This is a genomic window from Cellulomonas sp. McL0606, assembly GCF_058248365.1.
Window position 1 is genome coordinate 157,118 of record NZ_CM177779.1, and the last position, 14,847, is coordinate 171,964.

The following is a 14,847-nucleotide window of genomic DNA, read 5'->3' on the forward strand; positions in this document are numbered from 1 at the left end:
ACGTGCCCCGTGTCGCGATGCGCCTGTTATCAAAATGTGATCGCTCACAACTGTTCGAGCACAGAATGTGACCGCTAACATCTTGCTCACAGGAACCGGTCAGGTTGGTTCGTGGCTCAGTCCGGCACCGTCGCCGGAGTCAAAACAAGGAGGTTTTGAGGATGAGGAAGAGATTGCTCGCTGGGCTCGCGCTGGTCGGGGCCCTCGCACTCGCAACGGCAGGATGCTCCGGCAGCAGCTCCTCCGGTGACAGCACTGCCGGTGCCAGCGGCGGCAGCGCCAAGCAGCTCACGGTCGGGTTCGCCCAGACCGGGTCGGAGTCCGGGTGGCGGGCGGCCAACACCCAGTCGATGAAGGACGCGTTCTCCGAGAAGAACGGCTTCAAGCTGATCTTCAACGCCGCCGACAACAAGCAGGAGGCGCAGATCGCCGCCGTCCGCAGCTTCATCAACCAGGGCGTCGACGCGATCGTCATCGCGCCGATCACCGTCGACGGCTGGGACGACGTGCTCAAGGAGGCCAAGGACGCCGGCATCCCCGTGGTCCTCGAGGACCGGACGATCAACGTGTCGGACAAGAGCCTCTACGCCAGCTGGATCGGCGACGACTTCGAGAAGGAAGGCGAGACCGCCGGGGCCTGGGCGAAGCAGACGTTCACGGGCGCGACGAACATGGTCGTGCTCGAGGGAACGACCGGTTCGGCTCCCGCGATCGACCGGGCGACCGGGTTCGCCAAGGGCATGGGCAGCGCGCCGATCACGACCCTCGACTCGCAGACGGGCAACTTCACGCGCGCCGACGGCAAGACGGTCATGGAGGGCTTCCTGCAGAAGTACGGCAAGACGATCAACGTGCTGTTCGCGCAGAACGACGACATGGGTCTGGGCGCCCTGGACGCGATCACCGCGGCCGGTCTCGTGCCCGGCAAGGACATCCAGATCGTGTCGATCGACGCGACGCACGACGGCCTCCAGGCGCTGTCGGACGGGAAGTTCAACTTCGTCGTCGAGTGCAACCCTCTGCTCGGCGACCAGGTGGCCCAGCTCGTGAAGAAGGTCGTCGCGGGCGATCCGGTCGAGAAGGCCTACACCGCCACCGACCAGAAGCTTCACGCAGGCGCAGGCGACGGCAGCGCTGCCGGATCGCAAGTACTGAGCACGCTCAGTCCTGCAGTCAGAGGGGCCAGGGGCCGGCACCACCGCCGGCCCCTGGCCCCGTCCCACCGTGGAGGAAGCACCCATGTCCAGTCTTGACGCCGCGACGACGGGCGACCCGCTCGTCGCGATGCGTGGCATCACCATCCAGTTCCCAGGGGTCAAGGCCCTGGACGATGTCGACTTCCACCTGTGGGCCGGTGAGATCCACGCCCTCCTCGGTGAGAACGGCGCCGGCAAGTCGACGCTCATCAAGGCGCTCACCGGTGAGTACTCCGTGGACGCCGGCACGATCTCGGTCGCGGGTGAGCACCGCGTGTTCCACGGCACCGCCGACGCACAGGCGGCCGGGGTCTCGACCGTCTATCAGGAGGTCAACCTCTGCACCAACCTGTCGGTCGGCGAGAACGTCATGCTCGGGCACGAGTCACGCCGCGCCGGTCGCATCGACTGGCGCGCGACGCACCGCGCCGCGGCGCAGCACCTCGAGAGCCTCGGCGTGCGGATCGACACCCGCACGGCCCTCGCCACACACTCCATCGCGGTCCAGCAGCTCGTGGCGATCAGCCGCGCCATGGTGACCGACGTCAAGGTGCTCGTCCTCGACGAGCCGACCTCGAGCCTGGACCGCAGCGAGGTGGAGCAGCTGTTCAGCGTCATGCGCGACCTGCGGTCCCGGGGCGTGGCGATCCTGTTCGTCTCGCACTTCCTGGACCAGGTCTTCGAGATCTCTGACCGGTGCACCGTCCTGCGCAACGGGCGGCTCGTCGGCGAGTACCCCGTCGACAGCCTGTCGCCCGGGCTGCTCGTGTCGCTCATGCTGGGCCGCGAGCTCGAGGACCTCGCGGCGCTGTCCAGTGCGTCCGAGCGTCAGATCGACCGCACGTCGACGCCCGTGGTGCGGGCGACGGGCACGGGACGCAAGGGCGTCATCGAGCCCGCCGACATCGACGTCTACCCGGGGGAGGTCGTCGGCATCGCCGGGCTGCTCGGCTCCGGCCGCACCGAGCTGGCCCGCCTGCTGGCCGGCGCCGACCGCGCGGACACGGGGCACATCGAGGTCGACGGTGCGGTCACCCGGCTCACGAGCCCGCGCAGCGCGATCGGGCACGGCATCGTGTTCTCGTCGGAGGACCGTCGCGCGGAGGGGATCCTGCCCGACCTGACCGTCGCCGAGAACATCGTGCTGGGCATCCAGGCGCGTCGCGGATGGCGCAAGGTGCGCAAGGCGGAGCAGGATGCCGTCGTGGCCGAGTACATCGACGCGCTCGGCGTACGTCCGACGAACCCGAACACCCTCATCCGCAACCTCTCCGGCGGCAACCAGCAGAAGGTGCTCCTCGCCCGTTGGCTCGCCACGGCACCCAAGCTGCTGATCCTCGACGAACCCACCCGTGGCATCGACGTGGGCGCCAAGTCCGACATCCAGCGCAAGGTGGCCGAGCTGGCGGAGCGTGGCCTGTCGGTCGTCTTCATCTCCTCGGAGCTCGAGGAGGTGCTGAGGCTGTCGCAGCGGATCGTCGTGATGCGCGACCGTCGCAAGATCGGCGAGTTCTTCTCGCACGACGTCGACGTCGACGACGTGATCGACTTCATCGCCCAGGAAAGCCAGACGAGCACGGAGAGTGCAGCATGAGCGCCGTCGCAAAGCATCGGCTGTTCTGGCCCGTCGTCGTGCTGCTGGCACTCGTCCTGGTCAACACGATCTCGCGGCCGTCGTTCGTCAGCATCACGGTGCTCGACGGGCGGTTGTACGGGTCGCTCATCGACATCATGCGCAACAGCGCACCGCTCATGCTGGTGGCGCTGGGCATGACCCTCGTGATCGCGACCCGTGGCATCGACCTCTCGGTGGGCGCCGTGATGGCGGTGTCCGGCGCGGTGGCGCTCACGATCATCAAGGACTCCGGCGATCCGACGAACCCGGGCGTCCTCATCGTCGCCATCGGCACGGCCGTGCTGGCCGGTCTGGTCTGCGGGCTGTGGAACGGGTTCCTGATCGCCGTCCTGGGGATCCAACCGATCATCGCGACCCTCGTCCTGATGCTCGGAGGTCGAGGGATAGCTCTGCTGATCACGGGCGGCTTCATCACGACGATCAACAGCGACCCCTACAAGTTCATGGCACAGGGGTACGTGCTGGGGCTGCCGTTCGCGTTCTACGTCTCGGTGGCAGCCATCGCGATCGTCGCGCTGGTCGAGCGACGCACGGCGCTCGGGATGCTCACGGAGGCCGTGGGCATCAACCCAGCCGCCAGCCGGCTCGCGGGGGTGCGCTCGCGGGGCATCATCTGGGGCGCGTACGCGGTGAGCGGCCTCCTCGCGGGGTTCGCCGGCATCCTGTACAGCTCCAACATCATGGCGGCCGACGCGAACGCGGCGGGGCTCTACATCGAGCTCGACGCGATCCTCGCGGTCGTGTTGGGTGGGACGTCGCTCGCGGGCGGCACGTTCAGCATCGCGGGGACCGTCATCGGGGTGTTCACCATCCAGACGCTCAAGTCGACCATCACCTTCCTCGGCGTGCCGCCGGCCGTCACGCCGGTCTTCCTGGCCGCCGTCGTCGTCATCGTCGTGCTCGTGCAGTCACGCCGGTTCCAGGGCTGGATAGCCCACGTCGGAGCCGGGCTGCGCCGCCCGAGGGCCCCCCGGGCCGCCAACCAAGCGGAGGCTGCATCATGACGAGCACCCAGCTGGCACCCGCCCGCGAGTCGCGCGCCGTCGGCGGCTACCACCGGTTCATGAGCCGGCATGCCTCCTGGATCCCCGTGTTCGCCGCGGTGGCGATCCTCGTCGCCATGCTGATCGGCGCACAGCTGTACTTCGGCACGTTCCTCACGCCGCGTCTGCTGTCGTCGCTCCTGCTCGACAACGCCTACCTGCTGATCCTCGCGGTCGGCATGACGTTCGTGATCCTGACCGGCGGGATCGACCTGTCGGTCGGGGCGGTCATGTCGTTCTCGGGGATGCTGGGGGCGAGCCTGCTCAGCCAGGGGCTGCCGACGACGGTCGTCGTGCCGATCATGCTCGGCGGAGGGGCCACCATCGGCCTCGGGATCGGCGTGCTCGTGCAGTACTTCGACGTGCAGCCATTCATCGCGTCGCTCGCGGGGATGTTCCTCGCCCGCGGTCTCGGGTTCGTCGTGAGCCTCAACTCGATCAAGGTGACCAATCCCGCGATCCTCTGGCTCGAGGGCACGCGTATCCAGGCCGTGCCAGGGGAGCTGGTACATCACGCCCACGGGCATCCTCGCGCTGCTCGTCGTCGCCGCGGGCGCCCTGCTGCTGGCGTACACGCGCTTCGGTCGGACGATCTACGCGCTCGGTGGCAACCAGCAGTCGGCGCGTCTCATGGGTCTGCCCGTCGCGCGCACGAAGCTGCTCGCCTACGTCGTCAGCGGCATGTGCGCCGGGCTCGCGGGCGTCGTCTTCACCGCCTACACCGGGGCGGCATACCCGCTGAACGGCATCGGCACCGAGCTCGACACGATCGCGGCCGTCGTGATCGGCGGCACCCTGCTGACCGGAGGCAGCGGCTTCGTGGTCGGCTCCATGATCGGCGTGTTCGTCTACGGGATGATCAAGACGATCATCAACTTCCTGGGCGTCGACCAGTCCTGGACCCGCATCACGATCGGCGCGCTCCTGCTCGTGTTCGTCGTCGTCCAGCGAGTGATCGTTGCCCGCTCGGCGCGGCGCAGATAGTCGCCCTGTGCCGTGGGCGGGTGGGCCGCCCGCCCACGGCATGATGAGCACCATGGACGACGCGACGCCCCTGGTGCAGGTCACCGGGGCCACGGTGCGCTTCCAGTCCGACACGGCGCTCGACGGCGTCGACTTCCGCATGTTCGCGGGCGAGGTGCACTCGCTCATGGGGGAGAACGGTGCCGGCAAGTCGACGCTCATCCGAGCGCTGACGGGAGCGCTGCCCCTGGACGCCGGGGTCATCAGCGTCGGCGGCCAGACCGTGCAGTTCACGACGCCGCACGACGCTCAGCTGGCCGGCATCAGCACCGTCTACCAGGAGATCGACCTCCTCCCGAACCTCACGGTGGCCGAGAACATCGCCCTGGGCCGGGAGCCGCGCGGCCGGCTGGGTGCGATCGACTGGCGAGCCATGCGCCGCCTCGCGCGCGAGGCGCTCGCCGACCTCGGCCTGGACGTCGACCCGGCGTCGCTGCTGGGGACGCATCCCCTCGCCGTCCAGCAGCTCGTCGCGATCGCGCGTGCCATCTCGACCGACGTCAAGGTGCTCGTGCTCGACGAGCCGACCTCGAGCCTCGACCTCGACGAGGTCGCCGAGCTGTTCCGGGTGATCCGCGACCTCAAGCGGCGGGGCGTCGCGATCCTCTTCGTCTCGCACTTCCTCGACCAGGTGTACGAGATCTGCGACCGCATCACCGTGCTGCGCAACGGACGGCTGGTCGGCGAGTACCTCACCAGGGAGCTGCTGCGCATCGACCTCGTCGAGAAGATGCTGGGCCGTTCCGCAGGTTCGCTCGCCGCGCGGTCGCGAGCCGACACGTTCGACGACCCGGACGCACCGGTCGCGCTGAGCGCGCGCGGCGTCACCGCGCTGCCCGGCATCGCCGACGCCGACCTCGACCTCGTCGAGGGCGAGGTGCTCGGCATCGCGGGGCTGCTCGGCTCGGGGCGCACCGAGCTCGCCCGCGCGCTCACGGGCGTCGACCGGCTCGACGCGGGCATCATCCGCATCGCCGGCCGCCCGATGCACCTGTCGAGCCCGCGCCGCGCCCTCTCGGTCGGGGTCGTGTACTCCTCGGAGAACCGCCGCACCGAGGGGCTCATCGGCGAGCTCAGCGTCCTCGAGAACATCACGCTCGCCCTGCAGGCTCAGCGCGGCGTCGTGCGTCGCATCCGGTCCGCGCGCCAACGCGAGCTCGCGGCGAGCTGGGTCGAGGCGCTCGACATCCGGCCGGCGGACATCGACCGGCCCGTGGGCACGCTGTCCGGCGGCAACCAGCAGAAGGTGCTCCTCGCGCGCTTGCTCGCGCTGTCGCCGCGTGTCCTCGTGCTCGACGAGCCGACGCGCGGCATCGACGTGGGGGCGAAGGTCGAGATCCAGAACCTCGTCGGCGAGCTGGCCGACAACGGGCTGTCCGTCGTGTTCATCTCGGCCGAGCTGGAAGAGGTCCTCCGGGTGGGCACGCGCGTCGCGATCCTGCATGCCGGCCGCATCGTCGACATCCTCCCGGCGGACGGACTGACGCCGGACGCGCTGATGGCGATGGTGGCCGGCCCCGACGACGCCGAGGGTGAGTCGTGAGCGACGACAAGACCTCCCGCACCGCGAACATCCTCGATGTCGCGCGGCTCGCCGGTGTGTCGCACCAGACCGTCTCGCGCGTCCTGAACGACCTGCCGAACGTACGGCCCGTGACCCGCGCCCGCGTCGAGCAGGCGATCGCGCAGCTGCGGTACAGCCCCTCGCCGGCCGCCCGGGCGCTGGTGACCCGCCGGACGCGCACGATCGGGCTGGTGACTCCCGGTGCGTCCGACTTCGGCCCGACCTCGACCGCCATGCACTTCAACGTGGCCGCGCGTGCCGCGCGCTACAGCGTGGAGACCGTGAACTCGCTGGACGCCGACGCCGCGGGCGTGCGGTCGATCGTCGAGGGGCTCCTGCGCCAGCGCGTCGACGCGATCGTGCTCGTCGTCGTCGACGCCGACGTGCTCGAGGCCGTCCGCGGTCTCGACCTCAGCATCCCGGTCGTCGCCGCCGCGTCCGTCGCCCGGCGGAGCCCGTTGATCGTCTCCATCGACCAGTACCGCGGGGCACGTGCCGCCGTGCGCCACCTGGCGGCTCGGCCACGAGCGCATCCTGCACCTGGCCGGCCCACAGCGCGCCCCCGATGCGATCGAGCGCGTGCGGGGCTGGCGCGACGAGCTCGCCGCGCGCCGCCTCGAGGTCGTCGAGCCCCTGCACGGCGACTGGTCGGCGGCCAGCGGCTACCGCCTCGGGGCCGACCTGGACGTCGCACCCGACTCGGCCGTGTTCGTCGGGAACGACCACATGGCGATCGGCCTCATGTCCGCGCTCCGGGAGCGGGGCCTGCGCGTCCCCGAGGAGGTCAGCGTCGTCGGGTTCGACGACGTGCCCGAGGCCGGGTATCTCTACCCGGCCCTCACGACGGTCCGGCAGGACTTCGCCGCGCTCGGTGAGCTGATCATGCAGAAGGTGCTGGTCGCCGTGGAGGAGCCCGAGAGCGCCACGGCGGACACGCCGCTGCCGACGCACCTGATCGTGCGGCAGTCGACCCGCCCGGTCACGCGCTGAGGCGACGGACGGGCGCGGCGACGGGGTGGCGGCGGGCTGGCCGCCACCCCGTGAGAGCGGTACGCGCTCGCCGCGTCGGTGGCCGCGGGCGCGGTGGCCCCGAAGCCCTTCGTCGCCAGCCAGTCCAGCACGACCTCGGCGACCTCGGACCACCCGGCGTCGATGGTCAGCGAGTGACCCTTGCCCTCGAACTCGTGGTACTCGGTCGAGGAGGCCTCGTTGTCGGAGTAGAGCGTGAAGACCTCGCGGGTGACCTTGGCGGGGACGGTGTGGTCGACGGAGCCCGAGGTGAGCAGCAGGGGGCCGCGCACAGCCGTGTGGGTGTCCACCTGAGCCGGGGAGTGCCGCGAGAAGTTGGCGGCGGCGTCCTCGAACAGGGGGCGCCCCGGGCCGGGGATCGTGACGGCCTCCCACAGCGCGTCCGACTCCTCCTGGCTCAGTGCGTTGCCGAAGCTGTACTTGAACTCCTTGGCGGTCAGGGCGACGGTGCGCTTCTTGTTGCCCGGGTTGCCCAGGACCGGCAGGCCGGACTTGAGCTGCGAGAACGGCAGGGCCTTGACGCCCCGGATGGGCGCGGGGTCGATGGCAACGGCCGCGACGGCGAGGTCGTGGGCGAGCAGCTCCTGGGCGATGAGGCCGCCGAACGAGTGGCCGATGACGATCGGCTTGATCCCCTCGGACGCGAACAGCTCGGCGTAGTGCTCGCAGATCGCCGTGATGCCGACGTCGTTCTGGGGGTCCGGGTCGGCGCGGGTCTCCGCGACCGTGGCGGCCTCGCCCGGCCAGCCGGGTGCGGTCGCGGTGAAGCCTCGGGCGGCCAGCAGGTCGATCCAGGGCGCCCAGGCGGACGCGTGGATCCAGAGGCCGTGGATGAGGACGACGGGCGGGGTCTCGGACATGGCGTTCTCCTTGTGAGGGGTGAGGGCTATCGGCCGGCGGCGTCGAGGATGACCTGGACGACGGCGTCAGGGCGGCTGAGCATCACGACGTGCGACGCGTTCAGCTCGGTGGTGCGGGAGCCGGCGCGGGCGGCCATCGCCCGCTCGGCCTCCGGTGGGATGGCGTGGTCCTTGGTCGCGACGACGTACCAGGACGGGATGGTCTTCCAGGCGGGCACCCCGGACGGGGTGCCGAGAGCCGAGGCGAGCAGAGGTCGCTGACCCGCAGCCATCATCTGAGCCTGCGCTGCCGGCAGGTCTGCCGCGAACACGTCCCGAAAGTACGCCGGGTCGATGTAGGCGTCCACGTCACCGGGTGCGGCGCCCGTCGTGGGGCGGACGACGATGTGCTGGCCGAGCAGCGCCGTGCCGCCGCCCAGGGCGTTCGCCGCACCGATGCTCTCGCCCTCGTCGAGTGCGTAGGCGGCGACGTAGACGAGGGAGCGGACGTTCGAGAGCCCGGTGGCCGCGTTGGTGATGACCGCGCCGCCGTACGAGTGGCCGACGAGCACGATCGGGCCCGGGATCGTGGCCAGGAACGAACGCAGGTAGTCGGCGTCGGGGGCGATGCCGCGCAGCGGGTTGGCGGGGGCGTAGACGGTGTAGCCCTTGCGCTGCAGCCGCTGCGTCACCCCGGACCAGTCCTCGATGCGTCCGCGAACGCGCCGTGCACCAGGACGATCGTCGGCTTGGGCGCCTCGGGCCGGTGCGCGCTGGCGCTGCCCATCGTGAACGCGGCGGCGAGGACGAGCAGGAGCGAGGTCGCGACCGTGCGCACGACGACGCGTGCGGTGCGGGTGGTCCGTGCGGGCATGGCGATCTCCTGGGGAGGGTCAGAGGGTGGTGACGAGGCCGCCGTCGATGCGGATGTCGATGCCGGTGGCGTTCCAGGCGCGGGATCCGGCCAGCAGGACGACGAGGTCGGCGACCTCGTCGGGACGCGTGAACCGGCCGGTGGCGGAGTCGGCGGCCGCGCCGGCTGCGACCTCCGCCGACGAGTGGCCGGTGCGTGCGGCGATCGTCTCCGCGACGCCGCCGCCGCCGAGCCACAGGTCGGTGGCGACCGGCCCGGGGCTGATCGTGTTGACGCGGACGCCCAGGGGTCCGACCTCCCGAGACAGGGACTTGCTGAAGTTGGAGAGGGCGGCCTTGGCGGCGCTGTAGTCGATCACCGCCGGGTCGGCGAGGACCGCGTTCACGGGCTGATCGTCACCACGGAGGACGGCGCGCAGGCCAGCAGGTGCGGCAGCGCGGCGCGGGTGGCCCGCACGGCCGGCATGAGGTTCGTGGCGAACGCCCACAGCCAGTCGTCGTCGGAGACCGCCGCGAAGCCGTCGAGCCGGGGCCGGACGCCGCCGATGTTGTTCACCAGCACGTCGAGCCGGCCGTGCGCGGCCACCGCGGCCTCGACGAGCAGCCCCGGTCCCTCCGGGGTCGCCAGGTCGCCGGTGACCACCTGGACGTCGAGCGACTCCAGGTCGGCGTTCGACGACCGCACCCCCGCGACGACCTGTGCGCCCTCCGCGGCCAGCGCGCGGACGATCGCGAGACCGATCCCGCGGCTCGCACCGGTGACGACGACGACCTTGCCTGCCAGCTCCGTGTCCATGACCCCCACCGGACCACGGCGCCCGAGATGTCCGCACCCGGGAAAGACCCCAGTCAGCGCGCCAGCAGGCCCCGGAGCTCACGACGGGACCGCGTGCCGGTCTTGCGCAGGATCTTGGTCATGTGGAACTCGACGGTCGACGCCGTGACGAACAGGCTGGTCGCGATCTCGGCGTTGGTCAGCCCCTGAGCGGCGAGCGCCGCGATCCGGGACTCCTGCGGCGTCAGCGCCGCGTCGCCCGTCGGCTGGACTGCGGCCTTCGCGCGCGCGCCCGTGGCCAGCAGGGCCGAACGCGCGCGTTCGGCGAAGGCGTCGGCGCCCATCGCCGCGAACATGTCGTGTGCGCGGCCCAGCTGCACCCGGGCGTCGGTCCGGCGTCCGGCGCGCCGCAGCCACTCCCCGTAGAGGAGGTGCGTGCGAGCGATCTCGGTCGCGACGCGCGTTGACTGGAGGTGTCCCAGAGCGTCGGCGAACAGGCCGTCGGCCGAGTCGTCGGTGGCGAGCAGCGCCTGGGAGCGAGCGAGCACACCGAGCGCCCACGGCGTCGCGGCCGCCGTCGCCCGGTCGGTGAGCCGGTCCAGGGCGCGCCGGGCAGAGGTGTGGTCGCCCGCACGTGCGGCGGCCTCGACAAGGTCCGGCAGCGTCGGGCTCGAGATGCCGGGGGTGTCGTCGTCGTACAGCTCGTTGAGCAGGTCCCGGGCGGTGGCGTAGTCCTGCCGACCCAGCGCGAGGATCGCGAGGGCCTGACTGCCGAGGGAGGCCCAGACGCCGAGCTCCTGCTGGGAGCGCACGACGTCGGCACGGGCCTGCACCTCCTCCGCGCGACCCTGCCAGGCGTAGAGCAGGATCGTCGGCACGTCGTGGTGCACCCCGTACGCGGCGCTCACGTCCTGACCGTCCGCGTACATGACGGCCGCCTCGGCGAAGCGCCCTTGGCGGACCAGCCCGCCGGCCTGGCCGGACAGGATGACGGCGAGCGCGACCAGCGCTCCTTCCCGACGCAAGGGCAGCTCCAGGCTGCCGAACAGGGCCTCCCGAGCCGCCTCGTCCCACAGGTCGTCGCACGCCATCATCGCGAGCATGACGGCGCTGACGTTGTGGCGGCCGAGGTCGCCGACATCGGCGGCGAAGGCCTCGACGGCGTCGCGCAGCGGCCCGACCGCAGGCCCGTAACCCGACCCGACCCGGACGGCGAACGCATCGTGCAGGCCGTCGAGCGCCTCGTGCTGCGGTCGCCGGACGGCCGTCGACAGCGTCGCAGCGGCCACCGCCCGAAGCGTCGTGCCGCTCAGGTAGCGGCCGGCCATGATCGCCGACAGGAGCGCGTCGAACAGGCACCCCCGGACGAAGTCGGTGTCACCGGCGGCCGCCCCCGCGACGGCGTGCATGAGGGTTGCGGCGGCGTGGGCCGGGTGCGCCCTCGCGATGTCGATCTCGGCCTCGATCCGGAGCCCCCGTGCGCGCTGCGGGCCGGTCGACGACGGCGTGCTCCGCTCCACGAGCACCGCCGCCGTGGCCAGGTCACCGCAGAGCACGTATGCCTCCGCCGCGTCGAGGGCACGGCGCAGGGCGAGCGACGGTTCCGTCGTGAGCTCGGCGGAGCGCTCAAGGAACGACGCCTGCGCGGCGTACCCGCCCCGGGACCGGGCGCGGTCCGCGGAGCGCTCCAGCTCGGCCGCCACCGCGTCGTCCGGGGCGCCGGCCGCCTGGGCCAGGTGCCACGCCCGTCGGTCGGGATCGGTCGGGCCGGTCGCCTCCGCGAGCGCGGCGTGCGCCGCCCTGCGCTGCTGGGGTGCCGCGGAGCCGTAGATCGCCGAGCGGACGAGCGGATGACTGAACCGCACCTCGGCGCGGACCGAGCAGATGTCAGCGACGTCGGCGGGGTCGGCGTCCTGCGCGGAGAGCCCGAGCGCGTGCGCCGCTCGCCAGACGGTCGAGGCATCGTCCGCCGATCCGCATGCCGCGACGAGCACGAACTCCTGCGTCGGGTCGGGCAACGCGGCGACAGCCCGTAGGAAGTACTCCTGGACCCCGGTGGCGATCGGCAGGAGGTCGGGCAGGGCCGCGCTCCCGGCTCGTTGCTGGGGGGTCAGCGAACGGGCCAGGGCGAGCACCGCCAGCGGATTGCCGTTGCAGTGCTCCACGATGCTGTCGACGACGGACGCGCGCAGGCGCTCCGGTACCCGGTCGGACAGCATCGCCGTCGCCGCCGCCGGCGTCAGTCCGTGCAGGATCCTGCGGTCGACGCCGGCGAGCGCCGTCAAGGTCGCTGGGTCGTCACGGGTCGCGAGCACCAGTGCGACGCGTTCGCGCTCGAGCCGTCGCGCGACGAAGGCCAGCGCGTCGAGCGTCTCCCGGTCGATCCAGTGCAGGTCGTCGACGACGCAGACCACGGGTTGCGCCTGCGCGGCCGTCCCGAGAGCCGTCAGCGTCGCCAACCCGACGAGGAACTGGCTCGGCGCCGGTCCCGCGCGTTCGCCGAACGTCACCTGCAGGGCCGTCCGCTGCGGTTCCGGGAGTCGGCCGACCTCGTCCTCGAGCGGACGCAGGATCCGGTGCAGGCCGCCGTAGCTCATCTGCTGCTCGGGCTCCGAACCCGCCACCCGCAGCACGCGCGGACCGTGCGCCCCGTCGACGACCTGCTGCAGCAGGCGGCTCTTGCCGATGCCCGCTTCGCCGACGACGACGATCGAGCGGCCCAGACCACCCGACGCGTCCGCGACCAGCCGGCGCAGGGCGAGCGACTCGGCGTCACGGCCGACGAGGTGCCCGCGTTCCCCGGCCATCGGTTTGCCCTCGCTCATGTTGCGGGCCGTGACCTGGGCATTCGCTCCAGAACGATCGTCCGACACCTGCCGTGAACGTACCCTGCCGACGAACAGGGGCCCAGCCTTTCCGGCGCCGTCTCTCGGGCTGGGACGGCTCGTTCAGCGCCAGCCCCACGACGAGTCCTCGTGCATGGGCGGGCAGGCCGTCAGCCGGGCGGGGAAGCTTCTCGAAGTGCCACACCTCGTTGGCGTACGTCCGGCACAGGCCGAAGTCGACGCCGTGCTTCCCGAGCCACAGCGCCCCGGCCGTCGGCCCGACGTCGAGCGCCAGCCCCTGCACGTGCGCCGACGACTCCGGCGGCAGTACCCATCGATGGGCCTCCGTCGTCGAGCCGTACTTCGTGACGGCGTCGTCGACCAGCTTCTGCTGCTCGGCGACGGACCGCTTGCCGGAGGTGACCCGCAGGGTGATCCCGTCCGCGGCCGCGGCGGCCCGGGCGGCCGCGAACCGGTCGGCGAGGTCCTGGTCGACGCCCTCCAGGCCGGTCGCCGGCAGCACCGCTGCCCGGGCTCCTGCGAGCGGTCGGGCGGCCGCGTCGGACGGGCGCGAGAGCGCGGATGCGACGACGGCGGCGGTGGCGGCGAGGGCGACCACGACCACGGCGAGGAGGTAGCGCCGGGGTCGGCGGAGACGGCGAGGGACGACGTAGAGCGTCATGCCCCCAGGTTCCGTCGCGCGCGACGCCCCGCACATCAACCCGGGGACTCGTCGGCCGTCCGCCCGTGGGGGCAGACGATCAGGCGGCGGGCAGTCCCACGAGTGCAGCGCTCTGCGCCCAGAGGGCGTCGACGAGCGCGTCGTCGAAGATGCGGGGGTTGGTCTGGCCCGGGGTGGCCAGCGCCGTCTGGGTGTAGAACCGGCCGGGCAGCCAGGTGGTGCCGGCGGTGCCGTCGACGAAGAACGCGAGGTTGGCGCCGCCCTTCTCGGCCGGGATGAGGACCAGCCGGGACAGGGGCGTGCGGTAGACCAGCCGGACGAGGCTGGAGGAGCCCGCCGCGAAGTTGGTGCGCACGTTGCCGGGGTCGAACGCGACAGAGTTGATCCCCGTGGACGAGTACCGTGCCTGCAGCCCGCGCGTGAACAGGATGTTGGCCAGCTTGGCGTCGCCGTAAGCGCGGCCCGGACGGTAGGACCGCTCGTTCTGCACGTCGGAGATGTCGAGGCGGCTCATCAGCCGCGCGCCCGAGCTGGACGTGTTCACCACGCTGCCCTCGCCGGCCTGCAACAGGTCGAGCAACAGGTGCGTGAGCAGGAACGGCGCCAGGTGGTTGACCTGCAGGGTCTTCTCGATCCCGTCGACCGTCAGCGCGGCGCCCGAGCACCCCGCCGGCGTTGTTGGCGAGCACGTCGACGTGGTCGGTGGTCTCGCGGATCCGGGCGGCGAGCTCGCGCACGCCGTCGAGCCGCGCGAAGTCCGCGACGTGGTGCTCGGCGCCGAGCGCCCCGGCGACGGCCGCGGTCTTGGCCGGGGAGCGTCCGACGAGGATGAGGCGGTGGCCGGTCAGCTGTCGCGCGGCGGCGGCGCCGATGCCGTCGGACGCGCCGGTGAGCACGATCGTCTTCTGCTGGGCCACCTCGACACCGTACGTGCGGCGGCGTCGAGGATCGGACACCTACGAGACGGGTTCCCAGAGCTCGATCCGGTTGCCCTCGGGATCGGTGACCCAGCCGAACCGGCCGACGCCCTCCATGGACTCCGGCTCCCCGACCACCGAGGCGCCACGCTCGCGCAGCTGCGCGAGCATGGCGTCGAGGTCGCGGACGCGGAAGTTGAGCATCACCTGCTGGTCGGGCGAGCCGAAGTAGCCGGTGTCGGACGCGAACGTCGCGAACACGGTCGGCCCGGCGTCGGGGAACCACAACCCGTTCTCGTCGGCGTCGAGGCCCAGGCACTCGCGGTACCAGGCCCCCAGCGCCACCGGGTCCGCCGATCGCAGGAAGTACCCACCGATCCCCACCACGCGTTCCATGAGCCGATCCTGCCAGGCGGCCGTCGCGGACTCGATCTCGATCGGGTGG

At 71.7% G+C, this 14,847-nt stretch carries 15 protein-coding genes and 4 pseudogenes; 8 read left to right on the top strand and 11 right to left on the bottom strand.

All coding sequences use genetic code 11. From position 1 onward, the window contains the following. The first annotated feature begins 161 nt into the window (after positions 1-161). From AC38ZX_RS00865 to AC38ZX_RS00895, 7 genes and pseudogenes are all read left to right on the top strand, one after another. A complete protein-coding gene (locus AC38ZX_RS00865) occupies positions 162-1,253 on the top strand; it encodes an ABC transporter substrate-binding protein (RefSeq protein WP_491295989.1) in 1,092 nt (363 codons plus the stop codon). Beyond that, on the top strand, positions 1,240-2,790 hold the full coding sequence (locus tag AC38ZX_RS00870; RefSeq protein ID WP_491295990.1) for a sugar ABC transporter ATP-binding protein: 1,551 nt from the start codon (positions 1,240-1,242) through the stop codon (positions 2,788-2,790). Before AC38ZX_RS00865 ends, AC38ZX_RS00870 begins: the two co-directional genes overlap by 14 nt. Further along, complete coding sequence (locus tag AC38ZX_RS00875; RefSeq protein ID WP_491295991.1) at positions 2,787-3,836, top strand: ABC transporter permease; 1,050 nt, start codon at positions 2,787-2,789, stop codon at positions 3,834-3,836. The genes AC38ZX_RS00870 and AC38ZX_RS00875 overlap by 4 nt, the downstream gene beginning before the upstream one ends. A gap of 218 nt (positions 3,837-4,054) precedes the next feature. Beyond that, positions 4,055-4,243: pseudogene (locus tag AC38ZX_RS00880) on the top strand (sugar ABC transporter permease YjfF); the annotation flags it as partial. 196 nt (positions 4,244-4,439) lie between these two features. Beyond that, positions 4,440-4,859 carry an ABC transporter permease subunit gene (locus AC38ZX_RS00885; protein WP_491297268.1) on the top strand — a complete coding sequence of 140 codons (420 nt, stop codon included), beginning with the start codon at positions 4,440-4,442 and terminating at the stop codon, positions 4,857-4,859. A gap of 52 nt (positions 4,860-4,911) precedes the next feature. Further along, complete coding sequence (locus AC38ZX_RS00890) at positions 4,912-6,441, top strand: sugar ABC transporter ATP-binding protein (RefSeq protein WP_491295992.1); 1,530 nt, start codon at positions 4,912-4,914, stop codon at positions 6,439-6,441. 56 nt (positions 6,442-6,497) lie between these two features. Then, positions 6,498-6,545, top strand: a pseudogene (locus tag AC38ZX_RS00895) (hypothetical protein); the annotation flags it as partial. A 182-nt stretch (positions 6,546-6,727) separates the two neighbouring features. Here AC38ZX_RS00895 and AC38ZX_RS00900 read toward each other — a convergent pair. After that, a complete protein-coding gene (locus AC38ZX_RS00900; protein ID WP_491295993.1) occupies positions 6,728-6,934 on the bottom strand; it encodes a hypothetical protein in 207 nt (68 codons plus the stop codon). Between the two features lie 20 nt (positions 6,935-6,954). Here AC38ZX_RS00900 and AC38ZX_RS00905 point away from each other — a divergent pair, with 20 nt between their 5' ends. Next, entirely contained in the window at positions 6,955-7,452 is a 498-nt protein-coding gene (locus AC38ZX_RS00905) for a substrate-binding domain-containing protein (RefSeq protein ID WP_491295994.1), read from the top strand. 194 nt (positions 7,453-7,646) lie between these two features. On the opposite strand, the pseudogene AC38ZX_RS00910 reads toward AC38ZX_RS00905, so the two are convergent. From AC38ZX_RS00910 to AC38ZX_RS00955, 10 genes and pseudogenes are all read right to left on the bottom strand, one after another. Beyond that, positions 7,647-8,351: pseudogene (locus AC38ZX_RS00910) on the bottom strand (alpha/beta fold hydrolase); the annotation flags it as partial. Positions 8,352-8,377: 26 nt separating this feature from the next. Next, positions 8,378-9,022, bottom strand: coding sequence for an alpha/beta hydrolase (locus AC38ZX_RS00915; RefSeq protein WP_491295996.1), 645 nt, complete (start codon positions 9,020-9,022; stop codon positions 8,378-8,380). Beyond that, positions 9,019-9,204 carry a hypothetical protein gene (locus tag AC38ZX_RS00920; protein WP_491295997.1) on the bottom strand — a complete coding sequence of 62 codons (186 nt, stop codon included), beginning with the start codon at positions 9,202-9,204 and terminating at the stop codon, positions 9,019-9,021. Before AC38ZX_RS00920 ends, AC38ZX_RS00915 begins: the two co-directional genes overlap by 4 nt. 19 nt (positions 9,205-9,223) lie before the next feature. Beyond that, complete coding sequence (locus AC38ZX_RS00925; protein WP_491295998.1) at positions 9,224-9,589, bottom strand: SDR family NAD(P)-dependent oxidoreductase; 366 nt, start codon at positions 9,587-9,589, stop codon at positions 9,224-9,226. Beyond that, on the bottom strand, positions 9,586-9,999 hold the full coding sequence (locus AC38ZX_RS00930) for an SDR family NAD(P)-dependent oxidoreductase (protein WP_491295999.1): 414 nt from the start codon (positions 9,997-9,999) through the stop codon (positions 9,586-9,588). Before AC38ZX_RS00930 ends, AC38ZX_RS00925 begins: the two co-directional genes overlap by 4 nt. A 53-nt stretch (positions 10,000-10,052) precedes the next feature. Then, positions 10,053-12,803 (bottom strand): helix-turn-helix transcriptional regulator, encoded by a 2,751-nt coding sequence (locus AC38ZX_RS00935; protein WP_491296000.1) that lies wholly within the window; start codon positions 12,801-12,803, stop codon positions 10,053-10,055. Next, complete coding sequence (locus AC38ZX_RS00940) at positions 12,751-13,485, bottom strand: M15 family metallopeptidase (RefSeq protein WP_491296001.1); 735 nt, start codon at positions 13,483-13,485, stop codon at positions 12,751-12,753. Before AC38ZX_RS00940 ends, AC38ZX_RS00935 begins: the two co-directional genes overlap by 53 nt. A 79-nt stretch (positions 13,486-13,564) precedes the next feature. Next, entirely contained in the window at positions 13,565-14,134 is a 570-nt protein-coding gene (locus tag AC38ZX_RS00945; RefSeq protein ID WP_491297269.1) for an SDR family NAD(P)-dependent oxidoreductase, read from the bottom strand. 76 nt (positions 14,135-14,210) lie between these two features. Next, a pseudogene (locus AC38ZX_RS00950) lies at positions 14,211-14,441 on the bottom strand (SDR family NAD(P)-dependent oxidoreductase); the annotation flags it as partial. After that, a complete protein-coding gene (locus tag AC38ZX_RS00955) occupies positions 14,442-14,798 on the bottom strand; it encodes a VOC family protein (protein ID WP_491296002.1) in 357 nt (118 codons plus the stop codon). Positions 14,799-14,847: the final 49 nt, after the last annotated feature.

Bases quoted from the DNA above. Each gene is read 5' to 3' on its own strand.
- AC38ZX_RS00865 (WP_491295989.1), top strand. From the start codon at position 162: ATGAGGAAGAGATTGCTCGCTGGGCTCGCGCTGGTCGGGGCCCTCGCA.
- AC38ZX_RS00870 (WP_491295990.1), top strand. From the start codon at position 1,240: ATGTCCAGTCTTGACGCCGCGACGACGGGCGACCCGCTCGTCGCGATG.
- AC38ZX_RS00875 (WP_491295991.1), top strand. From the start codon at position 2,787: ATGAGCGCCGTCGCAAAGCATCGGCTGTTCTGGCCCGTCGTCGTGCTG.
- AC38ZX_RS00890 (WP_491295992.1), top strand. From the start codon at position 4,912: ATGGACGACGCGACGCCCCTGGTGCAGGTCACCGGGGCCACGGTGCGC.
- AC38ZX_RS00900 (WP_491295993.1), bottom strand. From the start codon at position 6,934: ATGGAGACGATCAACGGGCTCCGCCGGGCGACGGACGCGGCGGCGACG.
- AC38ZX_RS00920 (WP_491295997.1), bottom strand. From the start codon at position 9,204: ATGCCCGCACGGACCACCCGCACCGCACGCGTCGTCGTGCGCACGGTC.
- AC38ZX_RS00930 (WP_491295999.1), bottom strand. From the start codon at position 9,999: ATGGACACGGAGCTGGCAGGCAAGGTCGTCGTCGTCACCGGTGCGAGC.
- AC38ZX_RS00935 (WP_491296000.1), bottom strand. From the start codon at position 12,803: ATGAGCGAGGGCAAACCGATGGCCGGGGAACGCGGGCACCTCGTCGGC.
- AC38ZX_RS00940 (WP_491296001.1), bottom strand. From the start codon at position 13,485: ATGACGCTCTACGTCGTCCCTCGCCGTCTCCGCCGACCCCGGCGCTAC.
- AC38ZX_RS00955 (WP_491296002.1), bottom strand. From the start codon at position 14,798: ATGGAACGCGTGGTGGGGATCGGTGGGTACTTCCTGCGATCGGCGGAC.